This is a genomic window from Mycetocola zhujimingii, from assembly GCF_003065425.1.
Taxonomy (GTDB): Bacteria; Actinomycetota; Actinomycetes; order Actinomycetales; family Microbacteriaceae; genus Mycetocola_A; species Mycetocola_A zhujimingii.
Window position 1 is genome coordinate 1,579,721 of sequence record NZ_CP026949.1, and the last position, 19,291, is coordinate 1,599,011.

The window sequence follows — 19,291 nt, forward strand, 5'->3', positions numbered from 1 at the left end:
GCCACTGATGGCGGCGCGAGACGCTTCTGGTTTACCTGTGCGGTGACTACCTGCTCAGTGAGACTACTGGTCAGCCTTCTTATCACGTGAATCGGTGACGTCTGTCGACGCATCGAATTCCGTGCGCTGGCCGACTTCGGTGTCGATGGCGGGCGCGACCGCTGTGGTTTCTGTCTCAGCATCGAGAGTGTCATCTGCGATAACGGGCTCGTCTTCGACGACCTTCGCGATAGCCTGGCGGTGAACCGTGAGGACGGTTCCCGGGGTGGATTCGAGGAGCACCTTGTTGGTGTCTTCATCCATTTCGAGGATGGTTCCGAAGAGCCCGAACGTGGTCATGACTTCGGCACCCGGCACAACCTTCGAGAGCAATGCTTCCTGGTCCTGCTTGCGCTTCTGTCCGTTGCGGAACATGAAGAAGATGAGGACGGCCAGGATGACCAGCATTCCGATGGTTAATGGATCCATAAGAGGTAAAGACCTTTCGCAGCGTCACGGCCGCATGGGAGGGAAAATGGCCGACAGGCCAGCTTGAATTATAGAACACCGGGCAGTAAAGAACCCTGAGGGTGCTGAATCCCGAAGTGTTCGAAGGCCTGCGGTGTGGCGACGCGGCCGCGCGGTGTCCGTGTGATGAGACCGATCCGCACGAGGAACGGCTCAACGACGCTCTCGATGGTCTCCGCCTCCTCGCCAACGGACACGGCGAGGGTGTTGAGTCCGACCGGACCGCCACCGAAGCGGGTGAGCATGATCTCCATCACAGCGCGGTCGAGACGGTCGAGACCGAGCTCGTCGACGTCATAGAGGGCGAGGGCTGCCCTGACCGCGGCGAGGTCGGCATCACCGCCGTGCACGAGGACATAGTCGCGTACCCGCCGAAGAAGTCGATTCGCGATACGCGGGGTTCCCCTGCACCGCCCGGCGATCTCAGCGAGTCCCCTGCGGTCGATACTGAAGTCGAGCATGTGCGCGGCGCGGAACAAGACCTGCTCGAGCTCAGGCTCGTCATAGAACTCAAGGTGAGCGGTGAATCCGAACCTGTCACGCAGGGGGTTCGGCAGCATCCCCGACCGCGTGGTTGCGCCGACGAGCGTGAACGGAGCCAGGTCGAGCGGAACACTGGTTGCTCCTGCGCCCTTGCCGACCATGATGTCGATCCGGAAGTCCTCCATCGCGAGGTAGAGCATTTCTTCGGCCGAACGCGCCATGCGGTGGATTTCGTCGATGAACAAGACCTCACCGGGAACAAGGCTCGAGAGGACCGCGGCGAGGTCGCCGGCGTGCTGGATGGCCGGGCCGCTCGACATGCGGAGCGGCTTGTTGCTCTCGTGGGCCACGATCATGGCGAGCGTCGTCTTGCCGAGCCCAGGCGGACCTGCCAGGAGGATGTGGTCGGCGGTGCGTCCCTGGATCGCCGCCGCCTGGAGCAGAAGCTGCAACTGGCCACGGACCTTCGTCTGGCCGACGAATTCATCGAGGCTCTTCGGGCGCAGCGCGCCCTCGAAGACGAGCTCGGCCTCAGAGATTGGCTCTGGCGCGGTGACGTCGGCGTTACTCATGCGTTGCCCCGTGCCGACGCGCTGTGCTTGGCCGGGCCCAGCTGGGCGAGGGCGAGCCTCAGGATGGTCTGGACAGGGGCGGATTCGGCGTCGGGGTTACGTGCCAGGACATCGGCCACCACCTGCACAGCAGTCTTTTCGTTCCAGCCGAGTCCGACGAGGGCGACGACGACACTGTCTCCCGATGCCGGAACAGCCATCGGTGCCTCCGGCGGCGTTGTGACGATGAGCTTGCCGGCGAGGGAAAGAACGATGAGCTTCGCGGTCTTGGGCCCGATGCCGGAGACTTTGCGGAACGCGGCGTCGTCTTCGGCGGCGACGGCCGCCGCGATCTGTCCTGGCCCGAGAGCAGACAGCACGCCGAGCGCGGACTTGGGCCCAACGCCGGTGACGCCGGTGAGCAGCTCAAAGACGTGGAGCTGTTCAGCGGTCTCGAAGCCGAAAAGCGACAGTGAGTCCTCGCGGACGATGAGGCTCGTGTGGATGAGTGCCTGGTCTCCGGCGCGAAGGGCGAGCGAGTGTTCGGGCGTAACCTGCACGGCATAGCCGATGCCCCCGACGTCGATGATGACACTGCTGCCGACGGCAGACAGCACGGTTCCGCGCAGACTTGAGATCACGCGACAAGCCTACGGTGGGCGTCCGACACAGCGGGCACCGCCACGCACCTCGCTGGGTTTACGAGCGACCCCTGGCGGTCTTCTCAGCACGTGCCCACGCCGCCTGGGCCGGCGTAAGAGTGGCAGCACCCGCCGCACCCGCCGCGGTCGACGGAGCACGAAGACCACCCCGCCAGGCGTGGCAAATTGCCAGGGCGAGCGCATCGGCGGCGTCAGCGGGCTGGGGCGGCTCAGCGAGGCTCAGCACGCGGGCAACCATGGTCTGCACCTGCTTCTTGTCAGCGTTGCCGTACCCGGTGATCGCGGCCTTCACTTCTGACGGCGTGTGCAGCCCGACCTGAAGCCCACGCCGCGCAGCGGCGTGTAATGCCAGGCCGGAGACCTGAGCCGTCCCCATCACTGTGCGCAGGTTGTGCTGCGCGAACACCCGCTCGACAGCGACGGCGTTCGGCGTGAACTCGTCGAGTGCGGCATCGATACCCCGCCCGATCACGAGCAGTCGCTGGTCGATTTCGGCGAGGATATCGCTGCGAACCACGGAATAGTGCACGAGCACAGCCTTGCGGTTGGGCTCGACATCGACCACACCGATTCCGCAGCGGGTGAGGCCGGGATCGATGCCGAGCACCCGAAGGGTCATCGCTGCCTAGTCGTCTTCTGACTGGAGCTCAGCCTGTACCTCTGGAGTGAGGTCATAGTTGCTGTAGATGTTCTGCACGTCATCAGAGTCTTCAAGCGCGTCGATCAGTTTGAAGATCTTCCGAGCGGTTTCAGCATCGACCTCGACCTTGAGATTCGGCACGAAGGCGGCATCCGCCGAGTCGTAGTCGATCCCGGCTTCCTGCAGGGCCGTGCGCGTGGCGACCAGATCGGACGGGTCGGTGATGATCTCGAAGGTCTCGCCCTCGTTGACGACCTCTTCAGCACCCGCGTCGAGAACCGCCGCGAGAATGTCATCCTCCGTGGTGTTTGCGGCAGGAACGACGATGATGCCCTTGCGGGCGAAGTTGTATGCGACGCTTCCCGGGTCACCCATCGTGCCGCCATTACGGCTCATCAGGGTGCGGACGTCGGCAGCCGCGCGGTTCTTGTTGTCGGTGAGACACTCGATCAGGAGTGCGACTCCGTTCTGCGCGTAGCCCTCGTACATGATCGTCGTGTAATCGACGGAGTCTCCGGAGAGCCCGGCACCGCGCTTGACGGCGCGGTCGATGTTGTCGTTGGGGACCGAGGTCTTCTTGGCCTTCTGAATCGCGTCGACCAGGGTCGGGTTACCGGAGAGATCCGCGCCGCCCATCTTCGCGGCGACTTCAATGTTCTTGATGAGCTTTGCGAACGCTTTGGCACGGCGCGAGTCGGTGATCGCCTTCTTGTGCTTCGTCGTTGCCCACTTGGAGTGACCGGACATGTGCTCCCTTACTGGTTCTGTAACCGCACCATTCTAAATCACCGGGGCGGTTGGCGCTGGATTTCGATTATGCGGCGTGGATCTTGGCGAGAAAGTACTCGTGAAAGCGCATGTCCCCCGTCACTTCGGGGTGGAACGAGGTGCCAAGCAGGTTGCCCTGCTCGACGGCGACGACCCGTCCGTCGGTGAGGGCGGCAAGAGGGGTAGCCAGCGGCCCGACCGACTCGACGACAGGTGCGCGGATGAAAACGGCGTGAAGCGGATGTTCGCCGATGGCGGGAATGTCGAGATCGGTCTCGAACGACTCGGTCTGTGATCCGAACGCGTTCCGGCGCACGGCAACGTCGAGTCCGCCGAGCGATTGCTGGCCACGGATGCCATCGACGATGGAATCCGCGAGCATGATGAGGCCGGCGCACGTGCCATAGACCGGCAGCCCGGCGTGTATGGCTTCTTTCAGAGGCTCAGCAAGCCCGAATGCGCGCGCCAGCTTGTCCATGACGCTGGACTCCCCGCCGGGGATAACGAGCCCGTCGACAGCACTGAGTTCCTCGGGCCTCCGGACGAGTGAGACCTCGGCGCCGAGACCGCGGAGAACGTTCGCGTGTTCGCGGAAATCGCCCTGGAGGGCGAGGACGCCTACCTTGGGGGCTGGACTACCAGCCACGCTCAGCGAGGCGGTGAGGTGCCGCGAGGTCGGACACGTTGATGCCAACCATGGCCTCGCCGAGTCCACGCGAAACCTCTGCGATGACGGCAGGGTCGTCGTAGAAGGTGGTTGCCTTCACAACGGCTGCAGCACGCTTCTCGGGGTTGCCCGACTTGAAGATTCCCGAGCCGACGAAGACTCCGTCCGCTCCGAGCTGCATCATCATCGCGGCGTCGGCGGGCGTCGCCACTCCGCCGGCAGTGAAGAGAACAACGGGCAGTTTTCCGGTCTCAGCGATCTCGGCGACGAGTTCGTACGGAGCCTGCAGTTCCTTCGCTGCAACGTACAGTTCGTCCTTCGACATCGACGTCAACCGGGCGATCTCACTCTTGATCGTGCGGATGTGCCTGGTCGCCTCCGAAACGTCTCCGGTTCCGGCCTCGCCCTTCGAGCGAATCATCGCCGCACCCTCGTTGATGCGACGCAGCGCCTCACCGAGGTTGGTTGCACCGCACACGAACGGAACGTTGAAGTCCCACTTGTCGATGTGGTTGACGTAATCGGCCGGGCTGAGCACCTCGGACTCATCGATGTAGTCGACGTTGAGCGCCTGGAGAACCTGCGCCTCGACGAAGTGACCGATGCGCGCCTTCGCCATCACGGGAATGGACACCTCAGCGATGATCGCCTCGATGAGGTCGGGGTCGCTCATGCGGGCGACGCCGCCCTGTGAACGGATGTCGGCGGGGACTCGCTCGAGCGCCATCACGGCGACCGCGCCGGCGTCTTCAGCGATGCGTGCCTGTTCCGGCGTGACGACGTCCATGATGACGCCACCCTTCAGCATCTCTGCGAGGCCGCGCTTGACGCGATTGGAGCCCTGTTCGCCGGTGGTGGAGCTGTTCGTCATAGTGCTCAATCCTAGTTCGCTCTGGTGCGGGGAAACCGGGTTGCCTGTTCCGGCAGTGTCAGCCTGTCGTTGTTGCCGGCCAGGCGCTGGCGATGGCCTGGCGCACGTCGCCGAGCAACTGCGGAAGGGCCTTCGTCTTCGCAATGATGGGCAGGAAATTGGCGTCCTGTGCCCACCGCGGGACGACGTGCTGATGCAGGTGACCGGCAATGCCTGCGCCAGCCACAACACCCTGATTCATCCCGATATTGAAGCCGTCGTTGCGAGAAACAGTCCTGACTACCCGCATCGCTGTCTGTGTCAGCTCACCAATCTCAGCGACTTCCTCCGGCGTAGCCAAATCGTACGTCGAAATGTGACGGTATGGACAGACAAGCAGATGCCCGCTGTTGTACGGAAACAGGTTCAGGAGGACGAACGCGTGTGTGCCCCTCGCGACGATGAGGCCATCTTCATCCGACAGCGTCGGCGCGTGGCAAAACGGGCAGTCGTTTTCGTCAGGCTGCTGACCGTTCTGGATGTAGACCAGGCGGTGCGGCGTCCACAGGCGCTGGAACTCGTCGGGCACCCCGGCGAGGTGCGCAGCGGACTCCACTGTCGCGCCAGGTCCGATCAACGGGTTTCCCGCTGTCGGCTCCTGATCGGCGTAGTCATCGAGACCTAGTCGAGCCATGCCGTCGAGACCTGCTCGTGTGACGCGATCGCTGAGACGATCTTCTCGATTGCGTCATCGACGGGGATGCCGTTCTGCTGCGTTCCGTCACGGAACCTGAAGCTCACGGCACCGGCTGCACGGTCGTCCTCGCCAGCGATGAGCTGGAACGGGATCTTCGCCTTGGTGTGAGTGCGGATCTTCTTCGGCATGCGGTCGTCGCTGTGGTCGACCTGCACCCGGACGCCACGCTTCTTGAGCCTGGCGGCGATCTCATCGAGGTACGGTGCGTACTCTTCCGCCACAGGGATGCCGATGACCTGGATCGGGCTCAGCCACACCGGGAATGCGCCGGCGTAGTGCTCGAGCAGGATGGCGAAGAACCGCTCGACCGAGCCGAGGAGCGCGCGGTGGATCATCGCCGGTCGCTGGCGTGTTCCGTCTGCGGCTGTGTACTCGAGTTCGAAGAGCTCAGGCTGGTTGAAGTCGAGCTGCACCGTCGAGAGCTGCCAGGTGCGGCCGATGGCGTCGCGTGCCTGTACGGAGATTTTCGGGCCGTAGAACGCCGCTCCGCCCGGGTCACTCACGAGTTCGAGGCCTGAGTCGATGGCGACTTCCCGAAGCGTCTGGGTTGCGGTTTCCCACACCTCGTCCGAGCCGACGAACTTTTCCGGATCCTTCGTGGAGAGCTCGAGGTAGAAGTCGTCGAGACCGTAGCCGCGGAGCGTCTCGAGAACGAACTGCAGCTGGCGGCCGACCTCGTCCTTGATCTGGTCCTGGGTCACGTAGATGTGGGCATCGTCCTGGGTGAGGCCGCGCACGCGGGTGAGGCCAGACAGCGTTCCGCTCTTCTCGTAGCGGTACACGGTCCCGAACTCCGCGAGGCGCAACGGAAGTTCGCGATAGCTGCGGCCGCGCGCACGGAAGATCAGGTTGTGCATCGGGCAGTTCATGGGCTTCAGGTAGTAGTCCTGGCCCTGCCTCGTCACGTTGCCGTCGGCATCCGTCTCTTCATCGAGGTGCATCGGAGGGAACATGCCGTCGCGATACCAGTTGAGGTGCTGGCTCGTTTCGAAGAGGTGCCCCTTGGTGATGTGCGGGGTGTTGACCAGTTCGTAGTCGTTCTGGATCAGCTGCTCGCGCAGGTAGTTCTCGATCTCAGACCGAATGATCCCGCCCTTGGGGTGGAACACGGCGAGGCCGGAACCGATCTCATCGGGGAAGCTGAACAGGTCGAGTTCGGCGCCGAGCTTGCGGTGGTCGCGCTTGGCCGCCTCTTCGAGTCGCGACTGGTACGCGCGGAGTTCGTCCTTGGTCGGCCAGGCGGTGCCGTAGATGCGCTGCAGCTGCGGGTTCTTCTCCGAGCCGCGCCAGTAAGCGGCGGCGACCCGGGTCAGCGCGTAGCCGTTACCGATCATTCGGGTGTTCGGCAGGTGCGGGCCGCGGCAGAGGTCTTTCCACTCGGTCTCGCCCGTCTTCGGGTTGACGTTGTCGTAGATGGTGAGCTCTGCTCCCCCGACCTCGACGTTCTCGTCGTTCTGATCGTCACCTGCTCCACCCTTGAGGCCGATCAGCTCGAGCTTGTACGGCTCGTTGGCCAGCTCTTCGCGGGCCTCAGCGTCGGTCACGACCCGGCGAACGAAACGCTGCCCCTGGCGGATGATGCGATCCATCTCCTTGGAGAGCGCCTTCAGGTCTTCGGGCGTGAACGAGTCGCGCACATCGAAGTCGTAGTAGAAGCCGTCGGTCACAGGCGGGCCAATACCCAGCCTGGCGTCGGGGTTCACCTTCTGAACCGCCTGCGCGAGAACGTGCGCGGCGGAGTGCCGGAGGATACTGAGGCCGTCGGGCGAGTCGATGGTCACCGCTTCAACCTCGTCGGTGTCGGTGATCGTGGTCGCGAGATCCTTCAGCTCGCCGTTGACGCGCATGGCGACAACAGACCGATCGGTGAATCTCTCGAATCCGTCAGACACGTGGTTTGCTCCTCTGAGTAGTAAGACCCTTCAACTTTAGCGCCGCAGAGACCGCGTCCCGCGCGCGGCGGACGCTCATGATTCGCTCTAGAGTGAAGCCATCCAACCCGAATCGAAGTGAATGCCAGTGCCTGCCACGCCAACCCGCCGGACGATTGCAGCGGTCGCCGTGTTCGTCGCCCTCAGCGTCGTTCACCTCGGAGCGCTGATCGGTGGCCTGCAGCCGCTCGCGGATGGAACCAAGCCGTTCCTCATGCCCCTGCTCGCCGTCGCCGTTCTCTGCGCGGGCGTACTCAGGTTCGGCCGCAGGGCCTGGCTGCTCCTCGCGGCTCTCGCGCTGAGCTGCGTCGGCGACGTCGCACTGTTATCGGATTCCAACACGGCGTTCGTCATCGGCCTCTCCTCGTTCCTCCTGGTGCACCTGGCGTACATCGTGCTCTTCGCGGGCGCCAGCGGCGCCGGTCGGCCGCGGTTCTGGGGCCTCTTTTACGTCGCCTGGCTGGTGGTCCTGCTGCTCGTGCTGGTCCCCCATCTCGACGCACTACTCGTTCCCGTCATCGGCTACGGCTTTGTCATCGCGGGCATGGCCATCGCGGCGACACGATGCGCGCCGAAGGTCACCGTTGGCGCGACACTCTTCCTGCTGTCCGACTCGCTACTGGCCATCAATCGATTTGTCCCAGACGCGAACCTCTGGCAACCCGGCTTCCTGATCATGCTCACGTACATCGCGGGGCAGGCACTGATCGCCTGGGGACTCGTCGAATCCTGGCGGGCGCACGCATCCCAGCTCCCGACCCCTAACTTTGGAAAGGTATCCCCATGACACGCGACGATGAGGCCGTTGAGCACTTCACGCGAGACGACCTGACGATGCGCGTTCGGCGTCGCGAGGCGAAATCCGCCGCGGCCGCAGACAATGTGGTTGTCCTCGTACACGGCATCGGGGTGTCGTCGAGATACTTCACCCGTCTCGCCGGGGAGCTCTCGACGTCAGCGACCGTGATCTCGGTCGACCTGCCCGGGTTCGGCCCGAATCGCCGACCGCGCAGACAACTGGCTGTGGAAGACTTCGGCACGCTGCTCGCCGACTACTTCACCCACGCCGGCGTGGCGTCTCCGGTGCTCGTTGGACACTCGATGGGCGCGGAGATCGTCGTTGACGCCGCACTGCGCCACCCGGTTTCCGGCGTGACGCTGATCGGGCCGGTTGTCGACGAGCGCGCCAGGAGCGCGTGGCGGCAGGGCATGCGTCTTTTTCGTGACACCTTCCACGAGAGCCCTGGGGCCAACTGGATTGTGTTCACTGACTACCTGCGGAGCGGCATCCGCTGGTTCTTCACCGAGCTGCCGGCCATGCTCGCGTATCGCACCGAGGAGCACCTGCCGCTCGTTCAGGCTCCGGTGCTGATCATTCGCGGAGACAAGGATCCTGTCGCGCCCCAGGGCTGGGTCGAGTTCCTGGGGCGCCAGGGGCGCTCCACGCGCGTGGTTTCCATACCCGGAGGAGGGCACGTTGTGCAGCACACTCAGTCCGCAGCGGTTGCCGCGGAGATCCGCCTGTTGATCTCGGGTGACTCCCTGCTCACTCAGCCGGAAGTGCGGCCTGCTTACCCCAGCGCTTTCGAGGGCGAGGCAGCGGAGCGATAGGCACCGGGCGAGGGTCCCGCCACACCTTGATGATCGCCCACGTCACCGCGGCGATCGGAACAGCGAGAACCGCTCCGATGATTCCGGCCACGATGGTGCCGGCGGTCAGGGCGACGAGGATGACCAGTGGGTGCAGTTTGAGCGACTGCGCCATCACGACGGGCTGCAGGAAGTTGCCCTCGAGCTGGTTCACGCCGACCGCGATGGCGATCACGATGAGGGCGACCACGGGGCCGTTGTCGGTTCCGACAAGTGCGACGAGAGCGGCGAGCACGCTGGCAACAGTCGCTCCGACGAGCGGCACGAAACTCGCCACGAAGACGATCACGGCGAGCGGGAGCGCGAGCGGCACTTGGAGGATGAAGAGCCCAAGGCCGATGAAGAACGCGTCAACGAATGCGATGATCGCTGTCCCACGAACGTATCCGCCGAGCACGCGAACCGCAGTGTGACCGATGCGGTGTCCACGGTCGAGCGCCGCGCCCTTGAAGGGGCGGAGGAAGAACTCCCAGATCGTGTCGCCGTCCTTGAGGAAGAAGAACAGGATCACGAGCACGAGGACCGCACCGGTGATGATGTTCGCCGCGGCGGAAACCCCAGCGAGTGCTCCGGAGCCGAACTGGGCGCTCGTGACGAAGTCGATGACGGCATCCCGCGCCTCTTCGATCTGCTTCTCGTCGATGGGGAGCGGGCCGGTGAGCAGATAGTCGTAGAGCTGGTCGATGCCCTTGACCGCCGAGTCGGCGAGCTCGCCCCACTGATTCCTTACGGCGAGGACGATGAGCGTCACGACGCCGCCGAAAATCAGGATGCCGCTGAGCAGCGCAACCCACGCGGCGAGGATGGGCGGCATAAAGCGACGCAACCAGCTGATCACGGGCGCTGCGGCCGCGGCAATGACGATCGCGATCAGCACGGGGATCACCACGAGCTTGAGCTGCATCATTCCGAGGACGACGACGGCGGCGAGAGCAATGATCGCGAGGATCTGGATGCTCCTGACCCCAACCGTCCCCAGCCGGTCGGTCCACAGCGTGCGGAGGGAGGGTCGTTCGCCATCGATGTCTGTGCTCATGGCCCCAGCCTAGTTAGTGCACACACCCGCGCACGGTACTTGCGGTGGGACCTGTCGTCAAGGTATGGACTCGGCTGCCCGCGGTCCCGTACAAAGGAGGAATGAAGGCACTTACCTGGCAAGCAAAACGTTCAGTTTCCGTTGAAGAAGTCCCAGACCCCGTAATTCAGGATCCGACGGATGTCATCATCCGCGTCACGTCTGCCGCGATTTGCGGTTCGGATCTGCACCTCTACGAGACGTTCGGTCCGTTTCTTAACAAGGGCGATGTCCTCGGGCACGAGACGATGGGCATCGTCGAAGAAGTGGGTTCCGCCGTCACCCGCCTCTCCGCCGGCGACCGCGTGGTGATCCCGTTCGTCATCGCTTGTGGACATTGCTACATGTGCACCCGCGGCCTGTACTCGCAGTGCGAGACGACCCAGAACACCGACCAGGGCACCGGCGCATCGCTCTACGGCTTCACGGAACTCTACGGCTCCATTCCCGGAGGCCAGGCCGAGCGCCTGCGCGTGCCGCTGGCCGACTTCAACGCCACCAAAGTCGGGCACGATCTCCCAGACGAGCGCTACCTCTTCCTGAGCGACATCCTGCCAACCGCCTGGCAGGGAGTGAAGTACGCCAACCTGCCCGACGACGGCATCCTCGCGGTCATGGGCCTCGGGCCGGTCGGCCAGTTCGCCGCACGAATCGGCAAGCACCTCGGACACCGAGTGCTCGCTGTAGACCCGGTCCCCGAGCGGCGCGCGATGGCTGAGCGCTACGGCGTCGAGACCTTCGACCTCACCGATGACGTCGTCGAGCGCCTTCGTGACGCAACGGACGGCCGCGGAGCCGACGGGGTGGTTGAGGCCGTCGGGTTGGAAGCGCACGGAAGCCCCGGCGCTGCGTTCGCACAGGGGGCCGTCGGCCTTCTGCCTGACGGAATTGCCAAGAAGCTGATGGATACCGTTGGCGTCGACCGGATGGCCGCACTGTACGCAGCGTTCGATTCGGTCAGGCGCGGCGGGACTGTGTCGATCAGCGGCGTATACGCGGGCGAGGCTGACCCATTCCCGATGAAGGATCTCTTCGATAAGCAGATCACTATCCGGATGGGCCAGTGCAACGTGCAGCACTGGCGCGACGAGTTGATGCCGCTCGTCGAGGACCCCTCCGACCCACTCGGTGTCGAAGACCTCGTGACGCACCGGGTTCCGCTCGACAAGGCACCGGAGATGTACGAGATGTTCCAGAAGAAGGAGAACGGCTGCATCAAGGTCGTGCTCAAGCCGTAGAGACACCGAATCCATCACTTCCGGTCGAGGGCATCAGTTCTGCCTGGTGTTCTCGACCGGAACTGATGCTCTCGCCGCAGTAGGCGCGTTAACGACAGAAGCCCGGACATTTCTGTCCGGGCTTCTTCTTGTGAGCGATACTGGGATCGAACCAGCGACCTCTTCCGTGTCAGGGAAGCGCGCTACCGCTGCGCCAATCGCTCAAGGTCATTCAATTTTACTTCATTCGAGTGGTGAGGTGGCGACGGGATTCGAACCCGTGTGGACGGCTTTGCAGGCCGCTGCCTCGCCTCTCGGCCACGCCACCGCGTGTGGGGTTGCCCACATGCCGTGGTCAGTCGAAAGACTGACCCCAAACACTCGAGCGGATGACGAGATTCGAACTCGCGACCCTCACCTTGGCAAGGTGATGCGCTACCACTGCGCCACATCCGCATTGCCAGTATCTCTCCGGCTTTGCTACTCGCATTTCTGCGTGCGTTGAAGACTCTACTTGATGTTTCCCCGAGAAACCAAATCGAGTCACTCGGGTGTTCTTCGTGTCGTTTTCAGAACGGATGCCATGGCCAAATGGTCCGCGGGACGCCTCTCAGTCGGCTAACATAAGACGTCGTTATGAACTTTTTCTTCAGTTCACTACGGGCGATTGGCGCAGTTGGTAGCGCGCTTCCTTCACACGGAAGAGGTCATCGGTTCGAGTCCGGTATCGCCCACAGATAAGGCCCGCGGATTCCGCGGGCCTTTTGTTTTTCTGCGTCGGAAATGTCCGGAAGCCGGCTGCTCGGAACGAGGTGGCGCCGGCTCTCGGGTGATTCGCCGCCCTCCCGCTCTCTCGCACGACGGTGCTACTTTGAGCCGCACGGACCTGCGGGAGAGCAACAATGACAAAGCCAATCGCTGAAATGACGAGGAACGACGTGAGCCGGGCGACATCCGTCACCGCTGTCAGAGCGGCTCGCGACGGCGACATGGAGAGCTGGGACCTCGTGGTGCGCTCGCTTGGCCAGGACGCCCCTCTCGCCGTCGATACGTTCACCTGGGACGGGCCGGTAGACCGCGGCGTCATCCTCCGCCAGCTCGAAGTAGTACTTGGCCGTGTAGACCTGATGATTGACCCGGATGCGACACACCTCTCAGAAGGTCACGCCATTTTTCGGGTCCATGCGAATCGGGAAGTTTGAGAACGGCACTCGCTGCTATCGTCACGGGGACCAGCCCGACCAGGTATCCGGACGGAGGGACACAGGCGCATGGCAATGCACCCCGACGAGATTCCCATCACCGCGCGGCTGGTGCAACAACTCCTCGCCGATCAGTTTCCCGAGGTCGCTCACCTGCCCGTACGGGAGTTCCGCTCGACCGGCACCGTGAACGCGGTATTCAGGATCGGAGATGGCCTGCTGGCCCGATTACCGCGCCTGACGCGCTGGGCCGCCGACCTTGACCGGGAAGCGCGCTGGCTCCCCTCTCTCGCCTCTCATGTGCCCCTGAGCATTCCTGTGCCGGTCTTCCTGGGAAAGCCCACCGGGCACTACCGGTCGATCTGGGCGGTATACGAGTGGATCGACGGTTCGCCATACACCGACGATGCCGTTGACGACGAGGTTGCCGTCGCGCGGGCCCTCGCGGACTTTCTCACCCACCTGCATCGCATCGACATCGCTGACGCTCCCGGCGCAGGACGAAGGCCCCTCGCCGAGCTCGACGCGATGACGCGGGAGGCCCTGACCGCAGCACGTGACCTCATCGATGCAGAAAAGGCACTGGCGGCGTGGAATAAGGCGCTGACGGCGCCGGTGTGGGACGGCACTCCGGTGTGGATCCACACCGACCTGTTGCGGCCCAACCTGCTCGTACGCGGCGGGCGGCTTGCGGCAGTCATCGACTGGGGTGGCACAGGTGTCGGTGATCCGGCAGCCGATGTGATTGCCGCGTGGAGCGTCTTTGGCTCGCCCGGCCGCGCGGCGTTCCTGGCGGCTCTCGATGTCGACGAACAAACCCGGGACCGCGCGCTCGGATACGCCCTCCACCAGGCGGCGATGATCATTCCCTACTACCGAACCTCGAACCCGGCGTTCGTCTCCAGTGCGGTCCGCACAGTCGAGCAGGTCATCGCTGACACCGCTTAGTTGCCAGGGCGCTCTGCGGTCGGGATGATGCGCAGAACCACCGACTTGGTCGCCACGGATCGTCGGAGCTTTCCAGCCGCCCTGATCGCCTTGTATCGCACGCCGTACTTCTGCTCGAGCGCCGCATCAATCGCCGAGCGGCTCTCAGCGTCATCGAGCACGGTTGCGGTGCCGTCAACCGCTGTCGCACCCGGGCTGACGTTCCCCCGCACATCGCACGGCAGAAGCTGCACAGCAGGGTTCTTCCGAATTCGTTTGACTTTCCCGGACTCACCGGAGGTGGTCACGAGCAGCCCGTCGAGCCCTTTCGCGACCCACACCGGCGTGGAAACGGGCGCCCCGGACGAGCGGAAGGTCGTCAGCAGCACGTAGGGCTCAGCGGCAAGGTCACTGCCCGTCGCGGCACTCACGATGAGACCTGTCCAGATTCGGCCTCGGCCGAAACGTAACTGGTCGTCACGAGAATGGGGCGGTGGTCTGAAGCGCCACGCGGCAGCGTCTTCACATCATCGATGCCCATGTTGACCGACGTCACGAAGTCGAAGTGCCCACGGAAGATCTTGTACCTGGAGTAGGTCCTCGCGTTGCTGAGCGACAGTTCGTAGCCCATCTCCTGGATCCGGCGACGCAGGTTGTTCTTAAAGATCGGGTAGTTGAAATCCCCCACCATCACGGTGGGGATGCCAGCGGCCAGCGATCCCAGTTCCCTGTGTGCCGTGGAGATCTGCTTGCGCCGCAGCGAGTTGGGGGCGGTCAGCGGTGCCGCGTGGAAAGAAGCAACCAGAATCTCGCGCTCGGCCTCACGGTCGTAGAGGCGCGACGCGATCAGTCGTTCGTTCGCCGGCGAGAACAGCCGGTCGTGCATCGACTTCTTGAGCTCGAACGCCGTCGTGTCCCCGATGGTGAATCGGTCTTCGTTCGCGTAGATGGCGAGACCGAGCCGGTTTGCCTTTGTCGCATCGGCGAGACGCAAGTGCCCAACCTTCTCGGGCAGAAGAACAGCATCCGCTTCCTGAAGGCAAAGCACGTCGACGTCATAGAGGCGTTCGATGTCGACGAGCTCTGCGCTGGCCGCGTGCTTGCGAAGGTTATAACTGACGATTCTGATGAGCTGTCCCCTGGTATGGCGAAAGTGCTAACGCACAAATTGTAGTGAGGCAGGATGTGGATTCAGTGCCAGCCGTAACGGTCCCTGAGGGCGGCTGCAACGCCGACATAGGAGCTCTTATCGATGGCGGATGCCTCACGACGCATTCCGAGCGGATGCACGCGGAACACCCGTCCGACGTTGACCCAGCTGGGTCGGCCCTGCTGGTCCCACGGCCCGCTCCCGATGGATACGAAGTCACGCGAATCGTCATGGGGTTTGGAGGTGAGCTGCACAGCGAGGCGAGTGCCGGCTGGCTCTTCGGCCACGATCAGCACCGGGCGGTCCTTCCCCCTGCCGTCGCGTTCCTCGTATGGCACCCACGTCCACACGATCTCACCGGGGTCCGGATCCCCGTCCGTTGACGGCACATACGTCATACGCACCCGTCCGATGGATGCGGGGTCCACCTCAACCGTGGCGAACTCGGCGGGCCTGCCGTGGTCGTCCGAGGCGCGCTGATCCCGCTCGACAGGGGCGGATCGAGCATCGGTCCCTCTCAACGTCGCGGTTTGCCGTCGCACACTGGCGACCAGCGAGCGAAGAACGCTCCCGAATGAACTCATACCGCCCTCTTCCCGATGCCTTCGAGCGCCTGCCAGCGCCACCGACCGACCATCCTAATCATCCGCACGTCAATGCATCCGCACATTCGAGGCAGCACGATGACGCAGCACAGCAGAACGGGATGCCGCCAGCCGGCGACACCCCGTTCTGTTGTCAGTGCTGAGAGAGTCAGACTACTTCGAGGGCGTAGCCCTCTTCGCCGTGGACGCTCGTGTCGACGCCGGCGATCTCGTCTTCGTTCTTCACCCGGAAGCCCAGTGTCTTCTGGATCGCGAAGCCGATCGCGAGTGCAACGATGAACGAGTAGGCGAGGACCGCGAATGCTGCGATCGCCTGGACGATCAGCTGCTCAAAGCCGCCGCCGAGGAACAGGCCGGTGTCTGTCGCGAAGAAACCGAGGTACAGGGTTCCTACGAGACCACCGACGAGGTGGATGCCGACAACATCGAGCGAGTCATCAAACCCGAACTTGAACTTCAGTTCGATGGCGAGGGCGCACACGGCACCGGTGACGACACCGAGCAGAAGTGCCCAGCCAGGGGTCAGGTTGGCGCAGGCCGGAGTGATCGCAACAAGACCTGCGACGGCACCAGACGCTGCTCCGACGCTCGTTGCCTTGCCGTCCTTGAACTTCTCGACGATGAGCCAGCCGATGATGGCCGCTGCCGTCGCACCGAGCGTGTTGATCACGATGAGTCCGACGTTCTCGAGACCGTTCAGCCACTCTGCGCCGGCGTTGAACCCGAACCAGCCGAACCACAGGATCGATGCACCGAGGAGGGTGAGGGGAACGTTGTGGGGCTTCTGGATTCCCTTCTGGAATCCGACACGCTTGCCGAGCACGAGTGCGAGGGCGAGCGCTGCAGCGCCGGCGTTGATGTGGACCGCCGTACCACCCGCGTAGTCGATGACCCCAATACCGGCGTCTTCACCGAAGAGCGTCGTTCCAAGGTTCATGATCCAGCCGCCGCCCCATACCCACGCGGCGATCGGGAAGTACCCGACGGTCGCGAAGATCCCGGCGAAGATCATCCAGGCACCGAATTTCGCGCGGTCTGCAATGGCCCCGGAGATGAGCGCGATGGTGATGATCGCAAAGGTCGCACCGTACGCGGCGCCGACCAGGTCAGTGTTGCCCGACTCGCCCTGTGCAAGGGCGGTGAGTCCGAAGTCGGCGAAGGGGTTGCCGGCAAAATCGGTGGGGTTCGCCACAGCGCTCATGTTGAATCCGTAGAGGATCCACAGCACGCTGATCAGGCCGAGCGCCCCGAAGCTCATCATCATCATGCTGATGACGCTCTTCGCTTTGACGAGGCCGCCGTAGAAGAATGCGACGCCGGGGGTCATCACCAATACAAGTGCTGTCGCGGTGATCCCCCAGGCAATGCTGCCGGTGTCCATATCGTGTCCTTAGTTCTCTCGAGTGCATCGGGCTGACCGAGACTGACGCGCTTGGCGCTTGTCGGTGTGGGTTCAGCTTGCGCTTCGGAGATTTCGGACGCGGTGCATTCGATGTTTCGGGACTGTTACGGAGGTCCTGCCTGTGTAAAACCCGTGTTACGCGGCTCTAGGAACCTCTCGTCAGGGCGATCATCCGCGACATCGAACGCAGGTACTTCTTGCGGTAGCCTCCGGAGAGCATGTCTCCCCCGAATACCTCGTCGAGGGGAACGCCCGTCGCGTGGATCGGGATCTGTGCGTCATAGACCCTGTCGATGAAGGCGACAAGGCGGAGCGCCTCCGTCTGCGACTGGAGTTCGTGGACGTCCCGCAACCCGATCTCGTTGAGACCGGCGATGAGCTTGATGTAGCGCGACGGGTGCACACCGGCGAGATGACCGATGACCGTGTCGAAGCTGTCGTCTGAGACAGTCTTTCCGGACTCAAGCGCTGCGGTCAGTCGCGCCTCATATTCGTCGCTGCCGACGGCTTCCGCGTGACCCTCGATGGAACGCCTGCGGTAGTCCTCGCCGTCGATCCTGAGGGTAGTGAAGTGACCGGACATCGCGTGGATCTCGCGCAGGAAGTCAGCCGCGGCGAAGCGCCCCTCACCAAGCGCATTAGGCGGAGTGTTCGACGTGGCGGCGATCCGCGTTCCGGATGCGACGAGTTCGGTGAGCAGTCGCGTCATCATCATCGTGTCGCCCGGGTCGTCGAGTTCGAACTCGTCGATGCAGATGAGGGTCGAGCCTCGAAGCGATTCCACAGCATTGGCGTAGCCAAGGGCACCGACAAGCGCCGTGTACTCGATGAACGTGCCGAAATACTTGCGCGGGCCGGGAGCCGCGTGCCAGAGCGCAGCAAGGAGGTGCGTCTTACCGACGCCGAACCCACCGTCGAGGTACACGCCGGGCTTGACGTCCTCAGTCTTCTTCTTTCGGCTGAAGAACCCGCCGGACGATTTGGCCGCACCCCAACTGCCGGCGAACGCGCCGAGCAGGTCGACCGCTTCCTGCTGCGATGCGAACGCGGGATCCGGGCGGTAGCTCTCGAAGCTGGCATCCGCGAACTGGGGCGGCGGCGTCAGACTCGCCGCGATCTCAGCCCCAGTGGTCTCGGGATTGCGATCCGCGATGCTGACGCGAACAGAGGACGAAAGGTTTGTCATGGGAGAATACCTCGTGTGTCGAAGTCTTACGGCGGGGTATGACTTCAGCCGCAATCGTGCGTGATTCCGCTCATCAAGCGGAGTTTCCAGCCTAATCCCCCGCGTGCCGCCCACGGAACGCTCGCGGCATCCAACCTCCGGAGGTAGCCCATGTCTGTCGAACGCGACTCATCGAGCGAGAAGTTCGCCGAATACGCGCACCCGGAACGCCTGGTCTCGACCGAGTGGCTCCAGGAACGCCTCGGCCAGCCAGGACTTGTCGTCGTCGAATCAGATGAAGACGTGCTTCTGTACGAGACCGGCCACATTCCCGGCTCGGTCAAGATCGACTGGCACACAGACCTCAACGACCCCGTGCAGCGCGACTACATCAACGGCGAAGCGTTCGCCGAACTGATGTCTGCCAAGGGCATCGCCAGGGATGACACGGTGGTCATCTACGGCGACAAAAACAACTGGTGGGCGGCCTACACACTGTGGGTGTTCACCCTGTTCGGGCACGATGACGTTCGCCTCCTCGACGGCGGGCGCGATAAATGGATCGCTGAGGGGCGTGAATTCACGACGGATGCCACGACAAGGGAGCCCGTCGAATACCCGATCGTCGAGCGTGACGATTCGGTGATCCGCGCGTACAAGGACGACGTCCTCGCCCACCTCGGCAATCCCCTGATCGACGTCAGGTCGCCGGAGGAGTACAGCGGCCAGCGCACAACCGCTCCCGCGTACCCGGAAGAGGGAGCTCTCAGGGCCGGCCACATCCCGACCGCGAAGAACGTGCCGTGGGGCCAGGCGGTGGCGCCGGACGGCACATTCAAGCCGCTCGCCGAGTTGGCTGCCGTCTACAAGGACGGCGCGGGCCTGGCTGATGGCGACTCGGTCGTGGCGTACTGCCGGATCGGTGAGCGCTCGAGCCACACCTGGTTCGTTCTGCACCACCTGCTCGGCTTCTCAGACGTTCGCAACTACGACGGTTCGTGGACCGAGTGGGGCAGCGCCGTCCGTGTTCCCATCGCCGTCGGTTCAGAGCCCGGTGACAGGCTCTGATGGCAGACTTGAAT

The 19,291-nt window shown here is 63.7% G+C and carries 21 protein-coding genes and 4 tRNA genes; 7 read left to right on the forward strand and 18 right to left on the reverse strand.

Going from position 1 to position 19,291, the window contains the following annotated elements; all coding sequences use genetic code 11:
- Positions 1–63 precede the first annotated feature (63 nt).
- The 9 genes from yajC to thrS all read right to left on the reverse strand — a co-directional run bounded on the left by yajC (position 64) and on the right by thrS (position 7,732).
- Positions 64–468 (reverse strand): preprotein translocase subunit YajC, encoded by a 405-nt coding sequence (yajC, locus tag C3E77_RS07470; RefSeq protein WP_108391057.1) that lies wholly within the window; start codon positions 466–468, stop codon positions 64–66.
- A 68-nt stretch (positions 469–536) separates the two neighbouring features.
- Positions 537–1,562, reverse strand: coding sequence for a Holliday junction branch migration DNA helicase RuvB (gene ruvB / locus C3E77_RS07475; protein ID WP_108391058.1), 1,026 nt, complete (start codon positions 1,560–1,562; stop codon positions 537–539).
- Positions 1,559–2,182, reverse strand: a complete 624-nt coding sequence (gene ruvA, locus C3E77_RS07480) for a Holliday junction branch migration protein RuvA (protein ID WP_108391059.1) — start codon at positions 2,180–2,182, stop codon at positions 1,559–1,561. Before ruvA ends, ruvB begins: the two co-directional genes overlap by 4 nt.
- A 58-nt stretch (positions 2,183–2,240) precedes the next feature.
- On the reverse strand, positions 2,241–2,822 hold the full coding sequence (gene ruvC / locus C3E77_RS07485) for a crossover junction endodeoxyribonuclease RuvC (protein WP_108391060.1): 582 nt from the start codon (positions 2,820–2,822) through the stop codon (positions 2,241–2,243).
- A 6-nt stretch (positions 2,823–2,828) separates the two neighbouring features.
- Complete coding sequence (locus tag C3E77_RS07490; RefSeq protein ID WP_108391061.1) at positions 2,829–3,590, reverse strand: YebC/PmpR family DNA-binding transcriptional regulator; 762 nt, start codon at positions 3,588–3,590, stop codon at positions 2,829–2,831.
- 67 nt (positions 3,591–3,657) lie between these two features.
- Complete coding sequence (pdxT, locus tag C3E77_RS07495; protein ID WP_108391062.1) at positions 3,658–4,257, reverse strand: pyridoxal 5'-phosphate synthase glutaminase subunit PdxT; 600 nt, start codon at positions 4,255–4,257, stop codon at positions 3,658–3,660.
- Positions 4,247–5,149, reverse strand: coding sequence for a pyridoxal 5'-phosphate synthase lyase subunit PdxS (pdxS, locus tag C3E77_RS07500; RefSeq protein WP_108391063.1), 903 nt, complete (start codon positions 5,147–5,149; stop codon positions 4,247–4,249). Before pdxS ends, pdxT begins: the two co-directional genes overlap by 11 nt.
- 58 nt (positions 5,150–5,207) lie before the next feature.
- Positions 5,208–5,822 (reverse strand): HIT family protein, encoded by a 615-nt coding sequence (locus tag C3E77_RS07505; protein WP_108391064.1) that lies wholly within the window; start codon positions 5,820–5,822, stop codon positions 5,208–5,210.
- On the reverse strand, positions 5,810–7,732 hold the full coding sequence (gene thrS / locus C3E77_RS07510; RefSeq protein ID WP_418288074.1) for a threonine--tRNA ligase: 1,923 nt from the start codon (positions 7,730–7,732) through the stop codon (positions 5,810–5,812). Before thrS ends, C3E77_RS07505 begins: the two co-directional genes overlap by 13 nt.
- Before the next feature lie 172 nt (positions 7,733–7,904).
- On the opposite strand from thrS, the gene C3E77_RS07515 reads away from it, so the two are divergent.
- Together C3E77_RS07515 and C3E77_RS07520 are read left to right on the forward strand one after the other, a co-directional pair.
- The gene (locus C3E77_RS07515) at positions 7,905–8,603 is read left to right on the forward strand and encodes a lysoplasmalogenase (RefSeq protein WP_162924943.1); all 699 of its coding nucleotides are present in this window, start codon (positions 7,905–7,907) and stop codon (positions 8,601–8,603) included.
- Positions 8,600–9,427: an alpha/beta fold hydrolase gene (locus tag C3E77_RS07520; RefSeq protein WP_108391067.1), complete on the forward strand. Its 828-nt coding sequence runs from the start codon at positions 8,600–8,602 to the stop codon at positions 9,425–9,427. The genes C3E77_RS07515 and C3E77_RS07520 overlap by 4 nt, the downstream gene beginning before the upstream one ends.
- Here C3E77_RS07520 and C3E77_RS07525 read toward each other — a convergent pair.
- Complete coding sequence (locus tag C3E77_RS07525) at positions 9,363–10,502, reverse strand: AI-2E family transporter (RefSeq protein WP_108391068.1); 1,140 nt, start codon at positions 10,500–10,502, stop codon at positions 9,363–9,365. The two genes, C3E77_RS07520 and C3E77_RS07525, sit on opposite strands and share 65 nt — an antisense overlap.
- 101 nt (positions 10,503–10,603) lie before the next feature.
- On the opposite strand from C3E77_RS07525, the gene C3E77_RS07530 reads away from it, so the two are divergent.
- Positions 10,604–11,779 (forward strand): zinc-dependent alcohol dehydrogenase, encoded by a 1,176-nt coding sequence (locus C3E77_RS07530; protein WP_108391069.1) that lies wholly within the window; start codon positions 10,604–10,606, stop codon positions 11,777–11,779.
- A 131-nt stretch (positions 11,780–11,910) separates the two neighbouring features.
- Here the strand turns inward: C3E77_RS07530 and C3E77_RS07535 are convergent.
- The 3 genes from C3E77_RS07535 to C3E77_RS07545 form a co-directional block, all read right to left on the reverse strand.
- Positions 11,911–11,982, reverse strand: a tRNA-Val gene (locus C3E77_RS07535).
- Positions 11,983–12,015: 33 nt separating this feature from the next.
- Positions 12,016–12,086, reverse strand: a tRNA-Cys gene (locus tag C3E77_RS07540).
- A 56-nt stretch (positions 12,087–12,142) separates the two neighbouring features.
- A tRNA-Gly gene (locus C3E77_RS07545) sits at positions 12,143–12,214 on the reverse strand.
- 205 nt (positions 12,215–12,419) lie between these two features.
- On the opposite strand from C3E77_RS07545, the gene C3E77_RS07550 reads away from it, so the two are divergent.
- The 3 genes from C3E77_RS07550 to C3E77_RS07560 all read left to right on the forward strand — a co-directional run bounded on the left by C3E77_RS07550 (position 12,420) and on the right by C3E77_RS07560 (position 13,908).
- Positions 12,420–12,492 (forward strand) — tRNA-Val (locus tag C3E77_RS07550).
- 168 nt (positions 12,493–12,660) lie between these two features.
- On the forward strand, positions 12,661–12,960 hold the full coding sequence (locus C3E77_RS07555) for a hypothetical protein (RefSeq protein WP_108391070.1): 300 nt from the start codon (positions 12,661–12,663) through the stop codon (positions 12,958–12,960).
- 69 nt (positions 12,961–13,029) lie between these two features.
- Positions 13,030–13,908 (forward strand): aminoglycoside phosphotransferase family protein, encoded by an 879-nt coding sequence (locus C3E77_RS07560; RefSeq protein WP_108391071.1) that lies wholly within the window; start codon positions 13,030–13,032, stop codon positions 13,906–13,908.
- Here the strand turns inward: C3E77_RS07560 and C3E77_RS07565 are convergent.
- From C3E77_RS07565 to zapE, 5 genes are all read right to left on the reverse strand, one after another.
- Complete coding sequence (locus C3E77_RS07565; RefSeq protein WP_108391072.1) at positions 13,905–14,318, reverse strand: PPOX class F420-dependent oxidoreductase; 414 nt, start codon at positions 14,316–14,318, stop codon at positions 13,905–13,907. The two genes, C3E77_RS07560 and C3E77_RS07565, sit on opposite strands and share 4 nt — an antisense overlap.
- Positions 14,315–15,016, reverse strand: a complete 702-nt coding sequence (locus tag C3E77_RS07570) for an endonuclease/exonuclease/phosphatase family protein (RefSeq protein WP_108391073.1) — start codon at positions 15,014–15,016, stop codon at positions 14,315–14,317. Before C3E77_RS07570 ends, C3E77_RS07565 begins: the two co-directional genes overlap by 4 nt.
- 62 nt (positions 15,017–15,078) lie before the next feature.
- A complete protein-coding gene (locus C3E77_RS07575; protein ID WP_108391074.1) occupies positions 15,079–15,621 on the reverse strand; it encodes a type II toxin-antitoxin system PemK/MazF family toxin in 543 nt (180 codons plus the stop codon).
- A gap of 169 nt (positions 15,622–15,790) precedes the next feature.
- Positions 15,791–17,023, reverse strand: a complete 1,233-nt coding sequence (locus tag C3E77_RS07580; protein ID WP_108391075.1) for an ammonium transporter — start codon at positions 17,021–17,023, stop codon at positions 15,791–15,793.
- Positions 17,024–17,189: 166 nt separating this feature from the next.
- Positions 17,190–18,230 carry a cell division protein ZapE gene (gene zapE, locus C3E77_RS07585; RefSeq protein WP_108391076.1) on the reverse strand — a complete coding sequence of 347 codons (1,041 nt, stop codon included), beginning with the start codon at positions 18,228–18,230 and terminating at the stop codon, positions 17,190–17,192.
- 150 nt (positions 18,231–18,380) lie between these two features.
- Between zapE and C3E77_RS07590 the strand changes: the two genes are divergently transcribed.
- Positions 18,381–19,277 carry a sulfurtransferase gene (locus C3E77_RS07590; RefSeq protein ID WP_108391077.1) on the forward strand — a complete coding sequence of 299 codons (897 nt, stop codon included), beginning with the start codon at positions 18,381–18,383 and terminating at the stop codon, positions 19,275–19,277.
- Positions 19,278–19,291 lie beyond the last annotated feature (14 nt).

Excerpts from the sequence above, each read along its gene's own strand:
- C3E77_RS07580 (WP_108391075.1), bottom strand. The coding sequence starts at position 17,023 with ATGGACACCGGCAGCATTGCCTGGGGGATCACCGCGACAGCACTTGTA.
- C3E77_RS07575 (WP_108391074.1), bottom strand. The coding sequence starts at position 15,621 with ATGAGTTCATTCGGGAGCGTTCTTCGCTCGCTGGTCGCCAGTGTGCGA.
- thrS (WP_418288074.1), bottom strand. The coding sequence starts at position 7,732 with ATGCGCGTCAACGGCGAGCTGAAGGATCTCGCGACCACGATCACCGAC.
- C3E77_RS07490 (WP_108391061.1), bottom strand. The coding sequence starts at position 3,590 with ATGTCCGGTCACTCCAAGTGGGCAACGACGAAGCACAAGAAGGCGATC.
- yajC (WP_108391057.1), bottom strand. The coding sequence starts at position 468 with ATGGATCCATTAACCATCGGAATGCTGGTCATCCTGGCCGTCCTCATC.
- ruvC (WP_108391060.1), bottom strand. The coding sequence starts at position 2,822 with ATGACCCTTCGGGTGCTCGGCATCGATCCCGGCCTCACCCGCTGCGGA.
- C3E77_RS07530 (WP_108391069.1), top strand. The coding sequence starts at position 10,604 with ATGAAGGCACTTACCTGGCAAGCAAAACGTTCAGTTTCCGTTGAAGAA.
- pdxS (WP_108391063.1), bottom strand. The coding sequence starts at position 5,149 with ATGACGAACAGCTCCACCACCGGCGAACAGGGCTCCAATCGCGTCAAG.
- C3E77_RS07505 (WP_108391064.1), bottom strand. The coding sequence starts at position 5,822 with ATGGCTCGACTAGGTCTCGATGACTACGCCGATCAGGAGCCGACAGCG.
- zapE (WP_108391076.1), bottom strand. The coding sequence starts at position 18,230 with ATGACAAACCTTTCGTCCTCTGTTCGCGTCAGCATCGCGGATCGCAAT.
- ruvB (WP_108391058.1), bottom strand. The coding sequence starts at position 1,562 with ATGAGTAACGCCGACGTCACCGCGCCAGAGCCAATCTCTGAGGCCGAG.
- C3E77_RS07525 (WP_108391068.1), bottom strand. The coding sequence starts at position 10,502 with ATGAGCACAGACATCGATGGCGAACGACCCTCCCTCCGCACGCTGTGG.
- C3E77_RS07520 (WP_108391067.1), top strand. The coding sequence starts at position 8,600 with ATGACACGCGACGATGAGGCCGTTGAGCACTTCACGCGAGACGACCTG.
- C3E77_RS07560 (WP_108391071.1), top strand. The coding sequence starts at position 13,030 with ATGGCAATGCACCCCGACGAGATTCCCATCACCGCGCGGCTGGTGCAA.
- C3E77_RS07555 (WP_108391070.1), top strand. The coding sequence starts at position 12,661 with ATGACAAAGCCAATCGCTGAAATGACGAGGAACGACGTGAGCCGGGCG.
- C3E77_RS07590 (WP_108391077.1), top strand. The coding sequence starts at position 18,381 with ATGTCTGTCGAACGCGACTCATCGAGCGAGAAGTTCGCCGAATACGCG.